Raw genomic sequence first — 18,087 nt, 5'->3', positions numbered from 1 at the left:
CGTCCCCTGGCAGCACCCCAGCACATGGAGGAAGTTGATGAGCACCGCCAGCGCTACGGCGGCTCCCGCGAAGAAGCGGGGATCGGGCCTGTTCCAGGGCCTCCAGAAGGTGGGCCGCAGCCTGCAGCTGCCGATCGCGGTGCTGCCGGCCGCGGGCATCATGGTGCGCCTCGGCCAAGACGACATCTTCGGCAAGGACGGCTTCGGCTGGGACAAGGTCGCCGCGGTCTTCAACAACGCGGGCGGCGCCATCACCGGCAGCCTGCCGATCCTGTTCTGCATAGGCGTGGCCATCGGCTTCGCCAAGAAGGCCGATGGCTCGACGGCGCTCGCCGCGCTCGTCGGATTCCTCGTCTACAGCAAGGTCCTGCAGGCCTTCCCGGTGCACGAGGCCGTGGTCAACACGACGGCCAACAAGGGCGTCGACGTCGCTGCCGTCTACAACGACCCCGGTGTCCTCGGCGGCATCATCATGGGTCTGCTGGCCGCGGTCATGTGGAAGAGGTTCCACCGCACCAAGCTGGTCGACTGGCTCGGCTTCTTCAACGGCCGCCGTCTCGTCCCGATCCTCATGGCCTTCGTCGGCGTCATCGCCGGTGTCTTCTTCGGCCTGGTCTGGGAGCCCATCGGCAACGGCATCACGGACTTCGGCAACTGGATGACCAGCCTGGGCTCCGGCGGCGCCGCCCTGTTCGGCGGCGTCAACCGCGGGCTGATCCCGGTCGGCATGCACCAGTTCGTGAACACCGTCTCCTGGTTCCAGCTCGGCGACTTCACCGACTCCGCCGGCGCGGTCTGGCACGGCGACATCCCGCGCTTCATGCACGGCGACCCGACGGCCGGCATGTACCAGTCCGGCTTCTTCCCGATCATGATGTTCGGTCTCCCGGCCGCCGCGATCGCGATGGCGCACTGCGCCCGCCCCGAGCGCCGCAAGGCCGTGATGGGCATGATGGTCTCGCTCGCCCTGACATCCTTCGTGACCGGTGTGACCGAGCCGATCGAGTTCTCGTTCATGTTCATCGCGCCGATCCTCTACGTGCTCCACGCGCTGCTCACCGCGGCGTCCATGGCGATCACCTGGGGCCTGGGCGTGCACGACGGCTTCAACTTCTCCGCCGGCTTCATCGACTACGCGCTGAACTGGAACCTGGCCACCAAGCCATGGCTGATCATCCCGATCGGCCTGGTCTTCGCCGCCATCTACTACGTGGTGTTCCGCTTCGCGATCATCAAGTTCGACCTCAAGACCCCGGGCCGTGAGCCCGAGGAGGAGGTCGAGGACCTCACCAAGGCGTGAGTCCTCCCCCGTACCACGTCGAAGGCCCCGGAACCGATGCGGTTCCGGGGCCTTCGCCATGCCACATCAGAACGCTCAGAGCTCGTACGCCGCCCCGGCCACGGCCAGCTCCACCGGGCCGTCGAAGACATCCCGCGCGTCCGCCAGGTTCACCTGCGGGTCCGTCCACGGCGGGATGTGCGTGAGGACCAGCTTGCGGGCGCCGGCGCGCTGGGCCGAGTCGCCCGCCTCGCGGCCGTTCAGGTGCAGCGCCGGGATGTTCTCCTTGCCGTGCGTGAACGCGGCCTCGCACAGGAACAGGTCGCTGTCCGTGGCCAGTTCGTCGAGCGCGGCGCACGGCCCGGTGTCACCGGAGTACGTCAGGGAGCGGCCACCGTGCTCGATGCGGATCGCGTACGACTCGACCGGGTGGCAGACCTTCTCCATGCGTACGGAGAAGGGCCCGATGTCGTACGAGCCCGGCTTGACGGTGTGGAAGTCGAAGACCTCGCTGAAGGCGGAGGCCGAAGGGGTGTCGCCGTGCGCGGTGGTCAGGCGCTGCTCGGTGCCCTCGGGTCCGTAGACCGGGATGGGGTCGCAACGGCCGCCGTCGTGGCGGTAGTAGCGGACGACGAAGTACGCGCACATGTCGATGCAGTGATCCGCGTGCAGATGACTGAGGAAGATCGCGTCAAGGTCGTAGAGACCACTGTGGCGCTGCAGCTCGCCAAGGGCGCCATTGCCCATGTCGAGAAGCAGCCGGAAGCCGTCGGCCTCGACGAGGTAGCTCGAACAGGCCGAATCCGCGGACGGGAACGACCCCGAGCAGCCGACGACGGTGAGCTTCATATGAGCCGGAACCTCCGCGCTGGCGGTCGGGAAGCGGGTGTGGAACGGGACTGAGGGATTCGTCGAGCGTAAGGCGCGAAAGGGCGGGTAGCTCCTCCGTCGCGGGCCGTTGTGGGCGAACTCACCTGCGTTGTCACCGGTTCGGGGGGCGCTCACCCGGCGCGGCGCCCCGTGCGCCCCGCCCGGTACCGTCATGCCATGGACACGTCCTGGTGGCTCGCGCTCGTTGCCGTCGTACTGCTCGCGTTGGTGGCGACGCTCGTCGACGGTTGGGGCCGGGGTTCGCGCCGACGCCGACTGCGGACAGGCTCCGCCGCGGTCGCCGACGGGCCGCGCCCGGCCGAGATCTGGTGGGCGCTGGTGCCCTACGAGGACGGGCCCGGCGGAAAGGACCGGCCTTGTCTGGTGCTGGCGCTGCGCGGCGACTCGGCGCTGGTCGCGAAGATCACCAGTCGGCAGCACGAGGAGCGGCCCGGGGTGATCGCGTTGCCGCGGGGGGCGGTGGGCGATGCGCGGGGGCGGGCCAGTTTTCTGGAGACGGATGAGCTCCGCGAGGTGCCTGTGCGGGACTTTCGGCGGCGGGCGGGTGTGGTCGACCCGGGGCTGTGGGATCGGGTGCGGCACCTGGGGTGACCGGGCCGCCCGCAGACCGGCCGCCCACAGGTCCAACCCCACAGATCCAGCCCCGCCGGGCCGGCCCCGCCGGGCTCACCGCCTCGGGGCTCCGCCCCGGACCCCGCTCCTCAATCGCCGGAGGGGCTGGATATTTGCCGGGCGGGACTGGACTGTTGTCGGACGGGCTGGATTGTTGCCGGGCAGGGCTGGATATGTCAGGCCCAGAGCTGGCCGTGCAGGACCTCGATCGCCTCTTCCGTCGTTGCCGCCGTGTAGACGCCCGTCGACAGGTACTTCCAGCCGCCGTCCGCCACGACGAACACGATGTCCGCCGACTCGCCGGCCTTGAGCGCCTTCTTGCCGACGCCGATCGCGGCGTGCAGCGCGGCGCCCGTGGAGACGCCCGCGAAGATGCCCTCCTGCTGGAGGAGTTCACGGGTGCGGGTCACCGCGTCGGCCGATCCGACCGAGAAGCGGGTGGTCAGGACTGACGCGTCGTACAGCTCGGGGACGAATCCCTCGTCGAGGTTCCTGAGCCCGTACACCAGGTCGTCGTAGCGCGGCTCGGCCGCGACGATCTTGATGTCGGGCTTCTGCTCGCGCAGGAACCGGCCGACGCCCATGAGCGTGCCGGTGGTGCCGAGGCCCGCCACGAAGTGGGTGACCGAGGGGAGGTCCGCCAGGATCTCCGGGCCGGTCGTGGCGTAGTGCGCGCCCGCGTTGTCCGGGTTGCCGTACTGGTAGAGCATCACCCAGTCCGGGTGCTGCCCGGCCAGCTCCTTGGCCATCCGTACGGCCGTGTTGGAGCCGCCCGCGGCCGGGGACGGGATGATCTCCGCGCCCCACATGGCGAGCAGGTCGCGCCGTTCCTGTGAGGTGTTCTCCGGCATGACGCAGACGATGCGGTAGCCCTTGAGGCGGGCCGCCATGGCCAGCGAGATGCCGGTGTTGCCCGAGGTGGGTTCGAGGATGGTGCAGCCGGGGGTGAGCCGGCCGTCCTTCTCGGCCTGTTCGATCATGTGGAGCGCGGGGCGGTCCTTGACCGAGCCGGTCGGGTTGCGGTCTTCCAGCTTCGCCCAGATCCGTACGGAGTCGGAGGGCGAGAGCCGTGGCAGGCGCACCAGAGGGGTGTTGCCCACCGCGGCCAGCGGACTGTCGTAACGCATACGTCGCTACGTCCGGCTCAGCGCATGCCGCCGGCCACGGCCGGCAGGATCGTGACGTTGTCGCCGTCGGCGAGCTTGGTCTCGATACCGTCGAGGAAGCGGACGTCCTCGTCGTTCAGGTACACGTTCACGAAGCGGCGCAGCTTGTCCCCGTCCACGATGCGGGCGGAGATGCCCGCGTGCCGGGTGTCCAGGTCGGCGAAGAGCTCGGTGAGGTTCTCCCCGTTGCCCTCGACGGCCTTGGCGCCGTCGGTGTAGGTGCGGAGGATGGTCGGGATGCGGACCTCGATGGCCATGCTGGTGCTCCTGTCAGGGGTCGGAAGTCGTGTGGGAGAGCGCGCGGCGACGCCCTGTACCGGCGGTCGGCCGAGTGAAGGGGTGCGTTTCAGCGCGGACAGATGGCGCTGGCGAGGCGGCACAGGTCGACGTGCAGCCGCGCCACGAGCAGCATGCCCGGCGTCTTTTCGCTCACGTCGTGGGAAACCATGCGGTCATCGTATCGATTCCCGGTCGGGATCCCCGAGTGTGATCTCACCATGCGGTCGAAATCCGTCCGGTGAACGAGACGGGCTCCAGAACGCGCTCTGGATCACGGGGTGACCTCGACCTCTTCCTCCGTCACCTGGCCCTCGACGATGCGGTAGGAGCGGAACTGGAAGGGGCCCGCGTCGTCGGTGTCGGCGGTGGAGACCAGGACGTAGTGGGCGCCCGGCTCGTTGGCGTACGTGATGTCGGTGCGGGACGGGTACGCCTCGGTGGCCGTGTGCGAGTGGTAGACGATCACCGGCTCCTCGTCGCGGTCGTCCAGGTCGCGGTAGAGCTTGAGCAGGTCGCCGGAGTCGAACTCGTAGAACGTGGGCGAGCGGGCCGCGTTGAGCATCGGGACGAAGCGCTCGGGGCGGCCCTCGCCGGCCGGTCCCGCGACGATGCCGCAGGCCTCGTCGGGGTGGTCGGCGCGGGCGTGGGCCACGATCTGGTCGTACAGGGCCTGGGAAATCGTCAGCATGCCGCCAGGATAAACAGCTGGGCCGCCCCGTACCGGAGTGCGGTACGGGGCGGCCCAGCTGGTGAGACACGGGTCGACGCGGCGGCTACGAACGCTTGGCGAACGCGGTGCTCTGCGGGTTGCGCTTGCGCAGGACGAAGTACGAGACGCCCAGGATGACGCCCCACACCGGGGCCGCGTACAGGGAGACGCGGGCGTCCTTGTCGATGCCCATCATCACGATGACCATCGCGATGAACGCCAGCGAGAGGATGCTCGCCCAGATGCCGCCCGGCGCGCGGAACTCGGACTTGGGGAGATCGCCGCGGTCGGACTTGATCCGGTAGCGGATCTGGCAGATCAGGATGACGATCCAGGCCCACATGCCGGAGATGGTGGCGAAGGAGACGACGTAGTTGAACGCCTCGCCGGGCCACTGGTAGTTGATCCAGACGCCGACCAGCATCATCGCGGCGGAGACGGTCGTGCCGATCAGCGGGAGGCCGTTCTTCGTCAGCTTGGTGAAGAAGCCGGGGCCCTGGCCGTTGAGCGCGAGGTCGCGCAGCATGCGGCCGGTGGAGTACATGCCCGAGTTGCAGGACGACAGGGCGGCGGTGAGCACGACGAAGTTGACGATGCCCGCGCCCGCGGACAGGCCCATCTTCGAGAAGGCCTCGACGAAGGGGCTCTTGCCCGCCTCGAAGTTCGTCCACGGCACGACCGAGAGGATCATGATCAGGGCGCCGACGTAGAAGACGGCGATACGCCACGGCACGGTGTTGATGGCCTTCGGCAGGACCTTCCGCGGGTCCTTGGACTCGCCGGCGGTGACGCCGACCAGCTCGACGGCGAGGAAGGCGAACATGACCATCTGGAGGGTCATGAGGGTGTTGCCGATGCCGTTCGGGAAGAAGCCGCCCTGGTCCCACAGGTGGGCCACGGAGGCGGTGTCGCCGGCGTCGGAGAAGCCGAGGGTGAGGATGCCGGCGCAGATCAGGATCATGCCGACGATGGCGGTGACCTTGACCATGGAGAACCAGAACTCCAGCTCACCGAAGAGCTTCACGGAGATCAGGTTGGCGCCGTACAGGATGACGGTGAAGACGAGGGCGGACACCCATTGCGGGATGTTCCACCAGTACGTCATATAGGTGGCGGCGGCGGTGACCTCGGTCATGCCGGTGATGACCCAGAAGAGCCAGTACGTCCAGCCGGTCACGAAGCCCGCGAAGGGGCCGATGAACTCGCGCGCGTACTCCGAGAAGGAGCCGGAGACGGGGCGGTACATGAGGAGCTCGCCGAGCGCCCGCATGATGCAGAAGATGACGACGCCCGCGATGGCGTACGCCAGGATGAGGCTCGGGCCCGCCTTGGAGATGCCCTTGCCCGCGCCGAGGAAGAGGCCGGTCCCGATGGCGCCGCCGATGGCGATCATCTGGATCTGCCGGGAGCCGAGGCCCCGCTTGTAACCCTCGCCGCCCTCACCGGGGGCGGTGTCACTCACGGCCTCATTGCCGGCGTTGTGCTGGTCGACCTGCGCTGAGGTCATGGTGCTGCGCCTTTCTCCATGCCGATCCGTGCCATGGGCGGCTCGGATCGACTGTGACGATCCTTGGGGACCTGGTCCCTGGATGGATGGAGCTGTGCCTGCCGGCGGTCGGCCGACAAGGGCGCCCCCGGCGGACAGGGGTGGCGTCCGCCAGGTGGTCGTGAAGATTTATCACGGCGTTCACGGTGCCCGGTCGAGACGCTTGTGACGTGGGCCACTGGAAAAAGGGGACAAAAGTTGTTCGCAACCGCAATGAGGATCGACGCGGTGACGCGATCGTTATACGGATTTGAGTGCCCGCTGAGCGAACGCGGTCGGGGCGCCGCGCTCAGGGCATGAGGGTTTCGACCAGAGTCTCCTGCAGCCCGCCCAGCCACAGGTACGCCATCACCATGGGCTTGCGCGGATCCTCGTCGGGGAGCCGGTAGAGGAGGTCCGTGTCCTCCTCGTCGGTGATGTCGAGGCGGGTGCCGATGGCCAGGCGCAGGTCGTTGAGGGCCCGCATCCACTGGATCGACTCGTCCTGGGAGAGCTTCAGGACCGCGCCGCCGTCGCCACCGCCAGGGCTCAGCACGTCCAGCGTGCGGACCACCGCGAGGGCGTCCTCGCGTTTGCCGGCGCGCAGGTCGTTCTCGGTGAAGCGGCGGAACTCCGAGGAGTGGGCGCGCAGTTCGGCCTCGTCCTGGTCCGCCGGGCCGCCGGGCCCGCCGTACGCGTCCGGCAGGAGGCGGCGCAGTACCGCGTCGGTGGGCGGCTCACTGGGGCCCTCGGCGAAGAGTTCGGCGAGCGGGTCGTCGAAGGCCTCGCCGCCGGGGCCGGGACCGATCAGCTCGAGGAGCTGCACGGCGAGCGAGCGGATGATGGAGATCTCGACGTCGTCGAGGGCGACGGCCGCGCCGCCTCCGGGGATCGGTTCGAAGTGCCCGGGCATCAGAGCGCTGTACCCCTCATTTAATTCCGGTCGTGTTGCAGCGTGGCCCACAGGCCGTAGCCGTGCATGGCCTGGACGTCCCGCTCCATCTCCTCGCGGCTGCCGGAGGAGACCACCGCGCGGCCCTTGTGATGGACGTCCATCATCAGCTTCGTGGCCTTGTCCTTGGAGTACCCGAAGTAGCTCTGGAAGACGTACGCCACGTAACTCATCAGGTTGACCGGATCATTGTGGACGAGCGTGATCCAGGGGACGTCCGGCTCGGGGACCACGGAGAGATCCTCCGTCGTCTCGGGGCTTTCGATCTCAAGGGGTGCAGGAGCCGTCACACGGTCCATGCTGCCACCACCAGGCGTCAACCGCACAAACGGGCCGCTCGGGCCGTTGGCACAAACAGACCCCAGAAATCGTCACCTTGACGCTAATTGGGGGTAGCATCCAGCCCATGAACACAGCGGACCTTGGCCTGCCGGTGGACGTTCCGTCGACAGCGCTCTTCACCGATCACTACGAGCTGACGATGCTGCAGGCCGCCCTCCACGGGGGCGCGGCCGACCGCCGCTCGGTCTTCGAGGTCTTCACCCGGCGCCTGCCCGAGGGCCGCCGCTACGGCGTCGTCGCGGGCACCGGGCGCGTCCTGGACGCCGTGGAGAACTTCCGCTTCGACGCAGGAGTGCTCGGCTTCCTGCGCGAGCGGAACATCGTCGACGAGCCGACGCTGCAATGGCTCGCGCAGTACCGCTTCTCCGGCGACATCTGGGGCTACCCCGAGGGCGAGGTGTACTTCCCGGGCTCGCCGATCCTGCGGGTCGAGGGCTCGTTCGCCGAGTGCGTGCTCCTGGAGACGGTGATCCTCTCCATCCTCAACCACGATTCGGCGATCGCCGCGGCCGCCTCCCGGATGGCCTCGGCCGCCGCCGGCCGGCCGCTGATCGAGATGGGCGCGCGGCGCACGCACGAACTGGCCGCCGTCGCCGCCTCGCGCGCCGCGTACGTCGGCGGGTTCGCCACGACATCGGACCTGGCCGCCGGATTCCGGTACGGCATCCCGACCGTCGGCACCAGCGCCCACGCCTTCACGCTGCTGCACGACTCCGAGCGGGACGCCTTCCGCGCCCAGGTCGACTCCCTCGGTGGCGGGACGACGCTGCTCGTGGACACGTACGACGTGAAGGAAGCGGTGCGGACCGCGGTGGAGGTGGCCGGGCCCGAGCTCGGCGCCGTCCGGATCGACTCCGGCGACCTGCTGCTCGTCGCGCACCGGGTGCGCCAGCAGCTCGACGACCTCGGCGCGAAGGACACCAAGATCGTGGTCACCTCCGACCTCGACGAGTACGCCATCGCCTCGCTCGCGGCGGCGCCCGTGGACGCGTACGGCGTCGGTACGCAGCTGGTGACCGGCTCCGGCCACCCGACCTGCTCGATGGTCTACAAGCTGGTCGCGCGCGCCGAGTCCGCCGACCCCGAGGCGCCGCTGGTGCCGGTCGCGAAGAAGTCGGCGGGCGGGAAGACGTCCATCGGCGGCCGCAAGTGGGCCGCGCGCCGGCTCGACCGGGACGGTGCCGCGGAGGCCGAGGTCGTGGGCGTCGGCGCCGTGCCGGCCGACCTCGCCGACCGGCAGCTCCTCGTCGAGCTGGTCAAGGGCGGTTCGGTGGTCTCCCGCGAGCCGCTGGACGCGGTGCGCGAGCGGCACATCGCCGCCCGCGACGGGCTGCCCCTGTCGGCGACCCAGCTCTCCCGGGGCGAGGCCGTCATCCCCACCGAGTACGTGTGACCCCGGCGAGTCACCGGGCGCCCCGTATGCCCTCTCCCGCGAAGCACTTGAAGCTTCTACGCTCATAAGTCTCCACGCCCACCCGGGCAGACCTGAGTAAGGACACCGCCCATGCGCCGCGCCCTGATCGTCGTAGACGTGCAGAACGATTTCTGTGAGGGCGGCAGCCTCGCGGTGGCGGGAGGTGCCGATGTCGCCGCCGCGGTCACCGACCTGATCGGGCAGTCGGCCGGCAGCGGGTACCAGCATGTCGTCGCCACCCGCGATCACCACATCGCGCCCGGGAACCACTTCGCCGTGCCGCCGAAGACCCCCGACTATGTGCACAGCTGGCCCGTGCACTGCGTCGCCGGGACGGAGGGTGTGGGGTTCCATCCGAACTTCGCCCCCGCGGTGGCCTCCGGCGCGATCGACGCGGTGTTCGACAAGGGGGCGTACTCGGCCGCTTACAGCGGGTTCGAGGGGGCCGATGAGAACGGGGTGTCCTTGGCGGGGTGGCTCCGGGCCCGGGACATCTCCGAGGTGGACGTGGTCGGGATCGCCACGGATCACTGTGTGCGGGCCACCGCGCTGGATGCCGTCGGGGCCGGGTTTCTTACGCAGGTGTTGCTCGATCTGACCGCGGGGGTCGCTGCCGCTACGACCGAGGCGGCGTTGGAGGAGATGCGGGCCGCCGGAGTTGAGCTCAGCGGTAAGCCCGTCGTGGCCTGAGGTCACGGGGCTCCGCCCCGGACCCCGCTCCTCAAGCGCCGGAGGGGCTGGATTTTAAACGCCGGAGGGGCTGGATTTTATGCGCCGGAGGGGCTGATACGGAGCAGCGCTCTTATCGGGTGCCAGAGCTCGCCCGCCGTCGGGTCAGGGGCGTCGCGCCAGAGCAGGCCGTCCGGGTGGTGCAGGACGGCGGTGATCTCGTCCGGGGTCGGTGGCTGGGCGTTGCCGCGGAGGTAGACCGCTCGCAGGCCCAGGTTGCGCAGGCGGGTCAGGGCTCGGGCCCGGTTCGCGGCGTGCACGAGGATGCGGACCGCGCGCTCGCCGGAGCCCGGCGCGGGCAGGGTCAGAGCGACCACCACACTGCCGCCGGGCAGCTTGCAGAACCCTCCTGCGGACATGACTGTCACACCCCCGTGAGACGTAGTGTCAATAAGAAACTCACAGGACGCACTCAAACACGATCGGCCGCGACCCGCTAGACCCAGCTAGCACAGTCGCGGCCGATACGTTTCTGACCTGCGGTTTTACCGGCTACTTCGCCGAGGGGCCGACCTTGACCGTGATCGAGGAGCCGTCGAGCGGCTGACCCACGACCGAGATCCGGGTGTGGGTGTCAGTTGTCTTGACACTCCCGGTCGGGTTCTCCGCGTACCAGTACGTGCCCTTGTGGTCGTCGAAGACCGGGTTGCCGAACTGCGCCGGGATCTTCGTCTCGACGCCCAGCTTGTGGAGCTTCATGCCGGGCACCGGGTACCAGCCGAAGGCCGCGTCGTACGGCGTGATCTTGTTCGAGATCAGCTTGCCGTCCGACCACTTCAGCGGCTTCGCGTGCGCGTCGATCGGGAGGATCAGACCCTTGCCGGGGTGCTGGCCGACGTTGTTGTTGCGCTGCGAGGTGTCCCACTGCCAGACCATCAGTCCGGGCCGGTACTGGTAGTGCTCGACCCAGTCGTTCTTCGCGCCGCCGTCACGCCACCCGAAGTTGTACGGGCCGGCCTTCAGGGTCTTGTCGTAGCTGACGTACTGGCGGTTCTCGGCGATGTAGAACTGCGGGAAGTCGCCGCTGATCGAGGCGCCGACGCGGGAGAAGCCGCGTGCGGTCCAGCCGTTGTCGTCGCCCTCGGCGTTGTCCGTGAACAGCGCCGAACCGTCCGCCTTGACCGTGAGGTTGTCGGCGGTGAAGCCCATGCCGCCCGCGCCGCCGTCGGTCTTGTAGCGGAAGCGGATGCCGATCTTCTTGCCCGCGAACTCGTCGAGCGGGAAGAGGAGATGCTGGAACTTGGTGGAGTCGCCGGTCAGGGCGGGCTTGTCGCCGCCGTCCCGGGTGATGGTCCGGCCGTCGGCCGTGCCGTCGATCGAGTGCCAGCTCGCGCCGTCGTCCGTGGACACCTGCGTGTACAGGTAGTCGTAGTCCTTCTCGATGTTCCACCAGCCGTCGAGCTCCAGCGACGCCTTGGACCTGCCGGTCAGGTCGACCGTCCGCTCCAGGGTGTTGGAGAGATCGTCGCCGTAATCCGACCACCACTGCTTGGCGCCCTCGGTGGGCTGCACGATGTCCGTGGTGACGTTCTTCTTCGGCAACTCGACGACCAGCGCCTGCTTCAGCTTGGTGTTGTACTCCGAGACACCCAGCTTGTGCGTCGACCTGGTCGCCGCCTTCGCCTTGTCGTAGTTGAGCCAGCCCAGCTGCAGCTTGTCCCAGGCGGTCATGTCGCCCGGCATGTCACCGATGGAGTCCTTGCCGGTGCCGAGCCAGGAGCCCGCCGACATCAGCGACCAGAAACCGACCGAGTTCTCGGCCGCGTTCGAGGTGTCGTACAGGTCGGGCAGGCCCAGGTCGTGGGCGTACTCGTGGGCGAAGACGCCGAGGCCGCCGTTCTCCGGCTGCATCGTGTAGTCGCCGACCCAGATGCCGGTGTCGCCGACCGGGGTGCCGCCCGCCTTGAAACCGGACGGGCCGGTGTCGCCGTCGTCGCGGCTGTAGGCGTAACCGCGGTGCGCCCACAGGGAGTCGCCGCCCTGCGCGCCGCCGCCGGCCGACCCGTCCTCGCCCGCGTGGACGATCTGGAAGTGGTCGATGTAACCGTCGGGCTCGTTGAAGTTGCCGTCGTTGTCGTGGTCCGTACGGTCCCACTGGTCGTACTGGGCGAGGTCGGCCTTGATGTCGGCGTCGGACTTGCCGACCGCCTTCTGCTGCTCGACCCAGGCGGTGACACCGTCGCGGACCAGGTCCTCGACGTTCGGGCAGTTGTCGGCGCCGCAGTAGTTGGAGCCGTAACGGGCCTCGTTCCAGGGGACCTTCACCCAGTCGGAGACCTCGCCGTCGACCGAGTAGCGGCCCGAGGACGTCTTCTCGTAGTACGTCTTGAGAGAGTCGACTCCCTTGCCGGACCCGAAGTAGAGGTCCTTGTAGTGCTGGGAGTTGTAGTCCTTCTGCCAGGCCGTGCTGTTGTTCTTGGTGCGGTCGGGCTCGGCTATCGCGTTGTGCAACGGGCCGGGCGTGCCGCCGTACTTGGGCTTCAGGTCCGGGGTGTTGTCGTCCGCGCGGTCCACCAGAGTGGTGTCGTCGACCTTGTCGCCGAACTCGGTCAGGATCGTGAAGATCTTGTCCGTGCGCTCACGGCCCAGCTCGACGTACTTGCCCTTGCCGAGGTCGACGACCTTGGAGCCGTTGCGCTCCACGACCTTCGACGTGCCCTGCAGCACGTTCTGCAGGGCGGTCTGGCGCTGCTGCTCCTGCTGCTTGCTGAACGGGCCGTCCATGACGTGGCCCTTGCCTCCGTACGTCTTGCCGGAGGTCGTGCTCGTCGCGGCCGGTGCGTCGGCCTGGGCGGTCGTCGCCGCTATGGACCCGGTGGCCGCGGTGGCGGCCAGGGTCACGAGCACGGCGGCGGATCGCAACGCCCGTCTCTTGGTGGTCACTTGAGTGTTCCCCTCTTCCGTGACGCAATCGCCACGTGTCACAAGTGACGCCATTTGACCGGAGGTAGAGGAGAAATAACAGCCCTTGACTGTGACGTTTCCGTTGCACTATGCAGGGGGGCGGGTCCGCTATCCGGACAAGGAGGTAAATGCACAACGGGCGCGTCGGAACGTCCACTTCCTGGACCGGATGACTCCGTGCGCCCCCCATGCACCTGCACTGTGGGTAAGGTCATGCTTACCGGACGTTCCACTCGGGCACACGTCGGATTAGAGTCGGGCCTCAGGTGCGACCCACCTCGTTCGCCCTTCTCGCGCTCCCCCGATGTCACGAGGACGGATACCGCCATGCCTCGCCCGACTGTCGCACAGCTCCTCTACGGTTCGGCCACCGTCGTCTTCTCCACCCTCGCCATGCTGCTGCTCTCGCAGACGAGTTCGGGGCCCGGAGTGGCCGTGATCGCCGTGTCGGCGCTCGCCCTGGGGCTGCTCGTGGCGCTGTCCGTACCCGTGCGCAAGCAGGCGCCCGCGGAGGAGCAGGCGGAGCAACCCACCGAGGAGGGACGGGTGCCCGCGCAGCACGTCCCGGCTCCGGCGCGCGCGGCCAGGTCCCGGTCCGTGCGGCGCGAACGCGAGCCGGCGGGCCCGTGAGGCACGGACCCGCCGGATCTGTCGTACGTCGTCGCTGTCGCCGTCAGGCGCTGCTGACCACCACTGTCTTCGCGGCCTTGTCGTGCAGGCCCTGCTTGTAGGGCTTGTCGAAGAAGCTCCAACCGCCGCAGATCGCCGTCCAGATGCAGGCGCAGCAGAAGACGGCGGGGAGCCACAGGACGACCGCGCGGATCAGGTTGGTCTGCACGCTGGGCGTCGCCCCGTTGTCGAGACGGGCCAGGCGCAGCTTCATCAGCTTCTTGCCGAGAGTCTGGCCGGTCTTCGCCATCATGAACGTGTCGTAGCCGATGTACAGGACGGCAGCGAGCAGCGACTGCCCGAACTGCCGGCCGTATTCGATCTTGTCGGGGTCGGTCTCGTACTCGGAGGTCCCGAACGCCCAGGACAGCAGGCCCACGACGATCCCGACCAGGACCAGGTCGATGATGCGTGCCAGGACGCGTTTGCCGCTGTCGGCCAGCGGCGGCATCCCGGCGAGCGGGTCGGCGCCGCCGTAGCCGCCGGATCCGTACGGGTCACCGCCGTACGGAGGGGGTGTGCCGCCGCCGAACGGGGGCGGGGTGCCGTCGCCCGGCGGGGGCGTCGAGCCATAGGGATTCTGCGCGGAGTCGTACGGGTTCTGGCCCGCTGAGCCCTGAGGGTGCTGCGGACCGTCGTACGGGGAGCCGCCGCCCGGGGAGGCCGGGGGCGGCTTGCGGAACGGGTCGTCGTCCGGCGGCTCGCCGGATCCGCCCGGCGGCGGTTCGGTACTCATGGCCCGAGTGGACCGCGAAGACCGGCGGCACGCACCCGGCGGGCCGCCGTCCGGATGACCCGGGGGCCGCTATCCGGCCACTATCCCGATACGAACGTACGCGCCACCTTGTCGTGCAGACACTGGCGCCACGGCCGGTCGATGGCGCCCCACAGGACGCCGAGGATCCCGATGACGAGCACGCCGAGCACGCTGTAGGCGAGCCAGCGGCGCAGGGCCGCGCCGAACGTCGGGGAGTCGCTTCCCTCGATCTCCCGCACGCGCAGGCCCATCAGCTTCTTGCCGAGCGTGTGACCCCACTTGGCGGTCGGCAGCGCCTCGTAGACGACGCCGAAGAGGAGCAGCACGGCGAGCACGATGCCGAGGTACGTCGCGGTCGTGCCGTCGAGCAGCCAGACCGTGACCTGCCGGCCCGAGGCCTTCGCCGCGTCGATCTTGCCGTCGATGTGGTCGAGCGCGCGGGTGCCCAGCGGCACGGCGACCGCCGCGGTGACGGCACCCAGAACGAGTGTGTCGATGAGGCGTGCCACGAATCTCTTGCCGAGACCCGCCGGGCGCGCGGACGCCTGGGCCTGCGCGGCGGCGAGGAACGGGTCGTTCACCACCGGCTTGAACGGAGTGACCGGGCCCTCCGGCTCCGCCAGCTGGTGCACCTGCTGCGCCCAGGACGGCGAACCGCCGCCGGGGCCCTGGGTGACGGGCGTCGGCACGGCGGGCGCCGCCGACCGCTCGGGCCCCGGGTAGCCGTACGCGGGCGGGGTCGTGGGACCCGGCGCCTGCTGGGCGGGGCCCGGGTAGCCGTACGCGGGTGCGGCCGTGGGACCCGGCGCCGGCTGGGCGGGGGCCGGGTAGCCGTACGCGGGCGGCGGAGTCTGAGCGGGTGCCGGGGCCGGGGTGCTCGCCTGGGGCTGTGCGCCGCCGAGGCGGGGGTCCGCGGCGGGGGTACTGGGCGCGCGCTGCGGGTTGAGCCCCGCGCGGGACTGGGCCGGGGCCTGCGGCTGGGGTTGGGCTTGGGCTTGTGCCTGCGGTTGGGCCTGCGGCTGCGGTTGGGCAGGGGGCCGTGCCCCCTGCTGCGGGGAGCCTTGCTGCGGTACCGCCCGGATCGTCATCGTGCCGTCGGTGCGCGGGGACGTGCCCGCGCCGCCGGGCCGCACGGCGCGGATCGCGACAGTGCCGTCGGAGCGCTCGGGGGCCGGGGCCGCCGGGGCCTCAGGAGTGGCGGGGGCGGCCGGAGTCGCTGGGGTGGCTGGGGTGGCTGGGTTCTCGGCGTGTCCGGCGGGCTCGGTGTGCCCTTCCGCCTCACCGCCGGAGGCCTCGCCACCGGAAGCCTCGCCACCGGAGGCCTCGCCGCCCCAGGAGACCCGGCGGTCCTGCTCGCCGCCGAAGCCGGACTGGCGGGCGGTGTCGGCCGCCCAGGCGGAGGCGGGCTCGGGCGACACCGGTTCGTCGGGGCCCGTCTCCGTACGCACGGAGGGCTCCTCGTCGAGGAAGACCGGGCCGGTCTCCTCGACGGGGGCGGCCGCCGGGGCCGAACCCGCCGGAGTCGGCAGCGTCTCGCCCTCGGAAGGGGCGGGGCGGCTGGTGCCGGGGACCCAGGCGGCACCGTTCCAGTACCGGACATATCCGGGAATGGACGGGTCGGGGTAGTAGCCTTCGCGGGGCCGGTCGTCACCGGGGGCCGGGGTTGGGGCGCTCATGTCCGTCGTCCCGTATCTGCTCGGGGGTCTTGTTGTGGCCTCCACATCTATCAGACGGCCGCACCCGCCCGCGCCGGTCCGCCGGTACGCCCCACTTTCCGGGCACGGAAGCTGTACAAAAAAACTTTCCCGAACTCGCGTAATGCCGACGGGACATCGCGCTCTCCTCCTGCACGGGCCCGCTCCGGGGCCCGTACGGGACCTCGTACGAGATCTCGTACAGAGGGAAAGGAAGTGCACGCCATGCACACCGTGGTGGAACGCGAACTCGAGCTGAATCTGGTGTTGTCGCCCGAGCGGAGCATCCCCGTACCGGCCCGCCTCACCTATCGCTCCGACGACCCCTACGCCGTCCACGTCATGTTCCACATCGGTTCGGAACACCCCGTCAGCTGGACGTTCGCCCGCGAGCTGCTCGTCGAGGGGGTGTTCAGGCCGTGCGGGCACGGGGATGTGCGGGTGTGGCCGACCAAGGTGGACGGGCGCAGTGTGGTGCTGATGGCGCTGAGTTCGCCGGACGGCGACGCGCTCCTCGAAGCGCCCGCCGCGCCGGTCTCGGCCTGGCTGGAGCGGACGCTGCGGGTGGTCCCTCCGGGCTCTGAGGCCGAGCAGCTCGGAATCGACGACGGCCTCGCCGAGCTGCTGGCCCACACTCCGGCCGACGACCTCTACCTGCGCGACCCGTGGCCGTCGGACGAGTCGTCGTCCGACGACCGGTGAGGCGCCGGGCGGTGCGGCGGACGCGGCCGGGTCAGAACAGCTTGCCGGGGTTGAGGAGGCCCAGGGGGTCGAAGGTCGCCTTCACCGCCCGCTGTACGTCGACGCCGACCGGGCCGAGTTCGCGTGCGAGCCACTCCTTCTTCAGGACGCCGACGCCGTGCTCGCCGGTGATGGTGCCGCCGAGCTCAAGACCGAGCGCCATGATCTCGTCGAAGGACTCGCGGGCGCGCCGCCCCTCGTCGGCGTCCTGGGCGTCGAAGCAGACGGTGGGGTGGGTGTTGCCGTCGCCCGCGTGGCAGCAGACGCCGATGGTCAGGGAGTACTTGTCGGCGATGCGCTCGACGCCTTCGAGCATCGCGCCGAGCGCCGAGCGCGGTACGCACACGTCGTCGATCATCGTGGTGCCCTTGACCGCTTCGAGGGCGGTGAGGGACAACCGCCGCGCCTGGAGCAGCAGTTCGGACTCGGCGGCGTCCTCGGCGGGTACGACCTGGGTGGCGCCCGCGGCCTCGCACAGGGCACCGACCGCGGCGAGGTCGCGCGCCGGGTCCGGGGTGTCGAAGGCGGCGAGGAGCAGGGCCTCGGTCGTCTCGGGGAGACCCATGTGTGCCATGGCGTTGACGGCCTTGACGGTCGTACGGTCCATGAGTTCGAGGAGCGACGGGGTGTGACCGCCCTCCATGATCGTGCAGACGGCGTCGCAGGCCGCGGCGGCGGACGCGAACTCGGCTGCCAAAACGAGCTGTTGGGGCGGCTGCGGCTTCAGCGCGAGCGTCGCCCCGACGACGATGCCCAGGCTGCCCTCCGAGCCGACGAAGAGGCGGGTGAGGTCATAGCCGGCGACGCCCTTCGCGGTGCGCCGTCCGGTGGACAGCAGGCGGCCGTCGGCGAGGACGACGTCGAGCCCGAGCACGTACTCCGCGGTCACCCCGTACTTGACGCAGCACAGGCCGCCGGAGGCCGTGCCGATGTTGCCGCCGATGGTGCACATCTCCCAACTCGACGGGTCGGGCGGGTAGTACAGGCCCCGCTCGTTCACGGCGCGGGAGAGCGTGGCGTTGATGACGCCGGGCTCGACGACGGCGATCCGGTCGACCGGGTTGATCTCCAGGATGCGGTCCATCTTGACGAGCGAGAGCACGATGCAGCCGTCGGAGGCGTTGGCGGCGCCCGACAGTCCGGTGCGGGCGCCTTGGGGGACGACGGGGACGCGCAGGGCGGTGGCGGTGCGCATGACGTGCTGTACCTGTTCGACGGTGCGTGGCAGTACGACGACGGCGGGGGTGCCCGCGTCGCAGAAGCTCGCCATGTCGTGGGCGTACGAGGCGGTGACGTCGGGGTCGGTGACGAGCGCCTCGGGGGGCAGCCCGTCGCCCAGCAGTTCGATGAGGGTGCGGCTCATGATCACAGCCTGGCACTCGGGGCCATCGGTGTGAACCCGTATGCGGGGTGCATCCCGTGCC

General features: G+C 69.7%; 19 protein-coding genes. 6 read left to right on the top strand and 13 right to left on the bottom strand.

Going from position 1 to position 18,087, the window contains the following annotated elements; all coding sequences use genetic code 11:
- The first annotated feature begins 37 nt into the window (after window positions 1-37).
- Window positions 38-1,300 (top strand): PTS transporter subunit EIIC, encoded by a 1,263-nt coding sequence (locus tag ACIREE_RS36515; RefSeq protein WP_404162342.1) that lies wholly within the window; start codon window positions 38-40, stop codon window positions 1,298-1,300.
- Between the two features lie 75 nt (window positions 1,301-1,375).
- On the opposite strand, the gene ACIREE_RS36510 is transcribed toward ACIREE_RS36515, so the two are convergent.
- Window positions 1,376-2,128, bottom strand: coding sequence for an MBL fold metallo-hydrolase (locus tag ACIREE_RS36510; protein WP_404162339.1), 753 nt, complete (start codon window positions 2,126-2,128; stop codon window positions 1,376-1,378).
- Window positions 2,129-2,326: 198 nt separating this feature from the next.
- Between ACIREE_RS36510 and ACIREE_RS36505 the strand changes: the two genes are divergently transcribed.
- Window positions 2,327-2,761 carry a type II toxin-antitoxin system PemK/MazF family toxin gene (locus tag ACIREE_RS36505; protein ID WP_404162336.1) on the top strand — a complete coding sequence of 145 codons (435 nt, stop codon included), beginning with the start codon at window positions 2,327-2,329 and terminating at the stop codon, window positions 2,759-2,761.
- A 197-nt stretch (window positions 2,762-2,958) separates the two neighbouring features.
- Here ACIREE_RS36505 and ACIREE_RS36500 read toward each other — a convergent pair whose 3' ends face one another.
- From ACIREE_RS36500 to clpS, 7 genes are all read right to left on the bottom strand, one after another.
- Entirely contained in the window at window positions 2,959-3,909 is a 951-nt protein-coding gene (locus ACIREE_RS36500) for a PLP-dependent cysteine synthase family protein (RefSeq protein ID WP_404162333.1), read from the bottom strand.
- 17 nt (window positions 3,910-3,926) lie between these two features.
- Entirely contained in the window at window positions 3,927-4,205 is a 279-nt protein-coding gene (locus tag ACIREE_RS36495) for a MoaD/ThiS family protein (protein ID WP_404162330.1), read from the bottom strand.
- 89 nt (window positions 4,206-4,294) lie between these two features.
- The gene (locus ACIREE_RS36490) at window positions 4,295-4,396 is read right to left on the bottom strand and encodes a putative leader peptide (RefSeq protein ID WP_323179532.1); all 102 of its coding nucleotides are present in this window, start codon (window positions 4,394-4,396) and stop codon (window positions 4,295-4,297) included.
- 102 nt (window positions 4,397-4,498) lie between these two features.
- Window positions 4,499-4,915 carry a Mov34/MPN/PAD-1 family protein gene (locus ACIREE_RS36485; protein WP_404162327.1) on the bottom strand — a complete coding sequence of 139 codons (417 nt, stop codon included), beginning with the start codon at window positions 4,913-4,915 and terminating at the stop codon, window positions 4,499-4,501.
- A gap of 85 nt (window positions 4,916-5,000) precedes the next feature.
- Window positions 5,001-6,443, bottom strand: a complete 1,443-nt coding sequence (locus tag ACIREE_RS36480) for an amino acid permease (RefSeq protein ID WP_404162324.1) — start codon at window positions 6,441-6,443, stop codon at window positions 5,001-5,003.
- A 328-nt stretch (window positions 6,444-6,771) separates the two neighbouring features.
- A complete protein-coding gene (locus ACIREE_RS36475) occupies window positions 6,772-7,374 on the bottom strand; it encodes a DUF2017 domain-containing protein (protein ID WP_404162322.1) in 603 nt (200 codons plus the stop codon).
- Between the two features lie 20 nt (window positions 7,375-7,394).
- On the bottom strand, window positions 7,395-7,712 hold the full coding sequence (gene clpS / locus ACIREE_RS36470; RefSeq protein ID WP_404162319.1) for an ATP-dependent Clp protease adapter ClpS: 318 nt from the start codon (window positions 7,710-7,712) through the stop codon (window positions 7,395-7,397).
- A 107-nt stretch (window positions 7,713-7,819) separates the two neighbouring features.
- On the opposite strand from clpS, the gene ACIREE_RS36465 reads away from it, so the two are divergent.
- Both ACIREE_RS36465 and ACIREE_RS36460 read left to right on the top strand, forming a co-directional pair.
- Window positions 7,820-9,148 (top strand): nicotinate phosphoribosyltransferase, encoded by a 1,329-nt coding sequence (locus ACIREE_RS36465; protein ID WP_404162316.1) that lies wholly within the window; start codon window positions 7,820-7,822, stop codon window positions 9,146-9,148.
- Between the two features lie 111 nt (window positions 9,149-9,259).
- Complete coding sequence (locus ACIREE_RS36460; RefSeq protein WP_404162314.1) at window positions 9,260-9,859, top strand: isochorismatase family protein; 600 nt, start codon at window positions 9,260-9,262, stop codon at window positions 9,857-9,859.
- 77 nt (window positions 9,860-9,936) lie between these two features.
- Here ACIREE_RS36460 and ACIREE_RS36455 read toward each other — a convergent pair whose 3' ends face one another.
- Together ACIREE_RS36455 and ACIREE_RS36450 are read right to left on the bottom strand one after the other, a co-directional pair.
- Window positions 9,937-10,257 (bottom strand): hypothetical protein, encoded by a 321-nt coding sequence (locus ACIREE_RS36455; RefSeq protein WP_404162311.1) that lies wholly within the window; start codon window positions 10,255-10,257, stop codon window positions 9,937-9,939.
- A gap of 133 nt (window positions 10,258-10,390) precedes the next feature.
- Window positions 10,391-12,781, bottom strand: a complete 2,391-nt coding sequence (locus tag ACIREE_RS36450; RefSeq protein WP_404162308.1) for an immune inhibitor A domain-containing protein — start codon at window positions 12,779-12,781, stop codon at window positions 10,391-10,393.
- A gap of 348 nt (window positions 12,782-13,129) precedes the next feature.
- Here ACIREE_RS36450 and ACIREE_RS36445 point away from each other — a divergent pair, with 348 nt between their 5' ends.
- Entirely contained in the window at window positions 13,130-13,432 is a 303-nt protein-coding gene (locus tag ACIREE_RS36445) for a hypothetical protein (RefSeq protein ID WP_404162306.1), read from the top strand.
- Between the two features lie 43 nt (window positions 13,433-13,475).
- Here the strand turns inward: ACIREE_RS36445 and ACIREE_RS36440 are convergent, their stop codons facing one another.
- Both ACIREE_RS36440 and ACIREE_RS36435 read right to left on the bottom strand, forming a co-directional pair.
- A complete protein-coding gene (locus tag ACIREE_RS36440; RefSeq protein WP_404162303.1) occupies window positions 13,476-14,207 on the bottom strand; it encodes an RDD family protein in 732 nt (243 codons plus the stop codon).
- Window positions 14,208-14,287: 80 nt separating this feature from the next.
- Window positions 14,288-15,904, bottom strand: a complete 1,617-nt coding sequence (locus ACIREE_RS36435) for an RDD family protein (protein ID WP_404162301.1) — start codon at window positions 15,902-15,904, stop codon at window positions 14,288-14,290.
- Between the two features lie 243 nt (window positions 15,905-16,147).
- On the opposite strand from ACIREE_RS36435, the gene ACIREE_RS36430 reads away from it, so the two are divergent.
- The gene (locus ACIREE_RS36430) at window positions 16,148-16,624 is read left to right on the top strand and encodes an SsgA family sporulation/cell division regulator (protein WP_404162298.1); all 477 of its coding nucleotides are present in this window, start codon (window positions 16,148-16,150) and stop codon (window positions 16,622-16,624) included.
- 31 nt (window positions 16,625-16,655) lie between these two features.
- On the opposite strand, the gene ACIREE_RS36425 is transcribed toward ACIREE_RS36430, so the two are convergent.
- A complete protein-coding gene (locus ACIREE_RS36425; RefSeq protein ID WP_404162296.1) occupies window positions 16,656-18,026 on the bottom strand; it encodes an FAD-binding oxidoreductase in 1,371 nt (456 codons plus the stop codon).
- Window positions 18,027-18,087 lie beyond the last annotated feature (61 nt).

Source organism: Streptomyces sp. NPDC102467 (genome assembly GCF_044765445.1).
Classification (GTDB): Bacteria; Actinomycetota; Actinomycetes; order Streptomycetales; family Streptomycetaceae; genus Streptomyces.
Note: the sequence above shows the minus strand (reverse complement) of the source record. Positions and strands in the feature narration are given on the sequence as shown.

What these genes read in the sequence shown, in the direction of transcription:
- ACIREE_RS36505 (WP_404162336.1), top strand. Translation starts at nt 2,327, where the DNA reads ATGGACACGTCCTGGTGGCTCGCGCTCGTTGCCGTCGTACTGCTCGCG.
- ACIREE_RS36465 (WP_404162316.1), top strand. Translation starts at nt 7,820, where the DNA reads ATGAACACAGCGGACCTTGGCCTGCCGGTGGACGTTCCGTCGACAGCG.
- ACIREE_RS36430 (WP_404162298.1), top strand. Translation starts at nt 16,148, where the DNA reads ATGCACACCGTGGTGGAACGCGAACTCGAGCTGAATCTGGTGTTGTCG.
- ACIREE_RS36440 (WP_404162303.1), bottom strand. Translation starts at nt 14,207, where the DNA reads ATGAGTACCGAACCGCCGCCGGGCGGATCCGGCGAGCCGCCGGACGAC.
- ACIREE_RS36460 (WP_404162314.1), top strand. Translation starts at nt 9,260, where the DNA reads ATGCGCCGCGCCCTGATCGTCGTAGACGTGCAGAACGATTTCTGTGAG.
- clpS (WP_404162319.1), bottom strand. Translation starts at nt 7,712, where the DNA reads ATGGACCGTGTGACGGCTCCTGCACCCCTTGAGATCGAAAGCCCCGAG.
- ACIREE_RS36495 (WP_404162330.1), bottom strand. Translation starts at nt 4,205, where the DNA reads ATGGCCATCGAGGTCCGCATCCCGACCATCCTCCGCACCTACACCGAC.
- ACIREE_RS36500 (WP_404162333.1), bottom strand. Translation starts at nt 3,909, where the DNA reads ATGCGTTACGACAGTCCGCTGGCCGCGGTGGGCAACACCCCTCTGGTG.
- ACIREE_RS36485 (WP_404162327.1), bottom strand. Translation starts at nt 4,915, where the DNA reads ATGCTGACGATTTCCCAGGCCCTGTACGACCAGATCGTGGCCCACGCC.
- ACIREE_RS36425 (WP_404162296.1), bottom strand. Translation starts at nt 18,026, where the DNA reads ATGAGCCGCACCCTCATCGAACTGCTGGGCGACGGGCTGCCCCCCGAG.
- ACIREE_RS36455 (WP_404162311.1), bottom strand. Translation starts at nt 10,257, where the DNA reads ATGTCCGCAGGAGGGTTCTGCAAGCTGCCCGGCGGCAGTGTGGTGGTC.
- ACIREE_RS36445 (WP_404162306.1), top strand. Translation starts at nt 13,130, where the DNA reads ATGCCTCGCCCGACTGTCGCACAGCTCCTCTACGGTTCGGCCACCGTC.
- ACIREE_RS36475 (WP_404162322.1), bottom strand. Translation starts at nt 7,374, where the DNA reads ATGCCCGGGCACTTCGAACCGATCCCCGGAGGCGGCGCGGCCGTCGCC.
- ACIREE_RS36480 (WP_404162324.1), bottom strand. Translation starts at nt 6,443, where the DNA reads ATGACCTCAGCGCAGGTCGACCAGCACAACGCCGGCAATGAGGCCGTG.
- ACIREE_RS36515 (WP_404162342.1), top strand. Translation starts at nt 38, where the DNA reads ATGAGCACCGCCAGCGCTACGGCGGCTCCCGCGAAGAAGCGGGGATCG.
- ACIREE_RS36435 (WP_404162301.1), bottom strand. Translation starts at nt 15,904, where the DNA reads ATGAGCGCCCCAACCCCGGCCCCCGGTGACGACCGGCCCCGCGAAGGC.
- ACIREE_RS36490 (WP_323179532.1), bottom strand. Translation starts at nt 4,396, where the DNA reads ATGGTTTCCCACGACGTGAGCGAAAAGACGCCGGGCATGCTGCTCGTG.
- ACIREE_RS36510 (WP_404162339.1), bottom strand. Translation starts at nt 2,128, where the DNA reads ATGAAGCTCACCGTCGTCGGCTGCTCGGGGTCGTTCCCGTCCGCGGAT.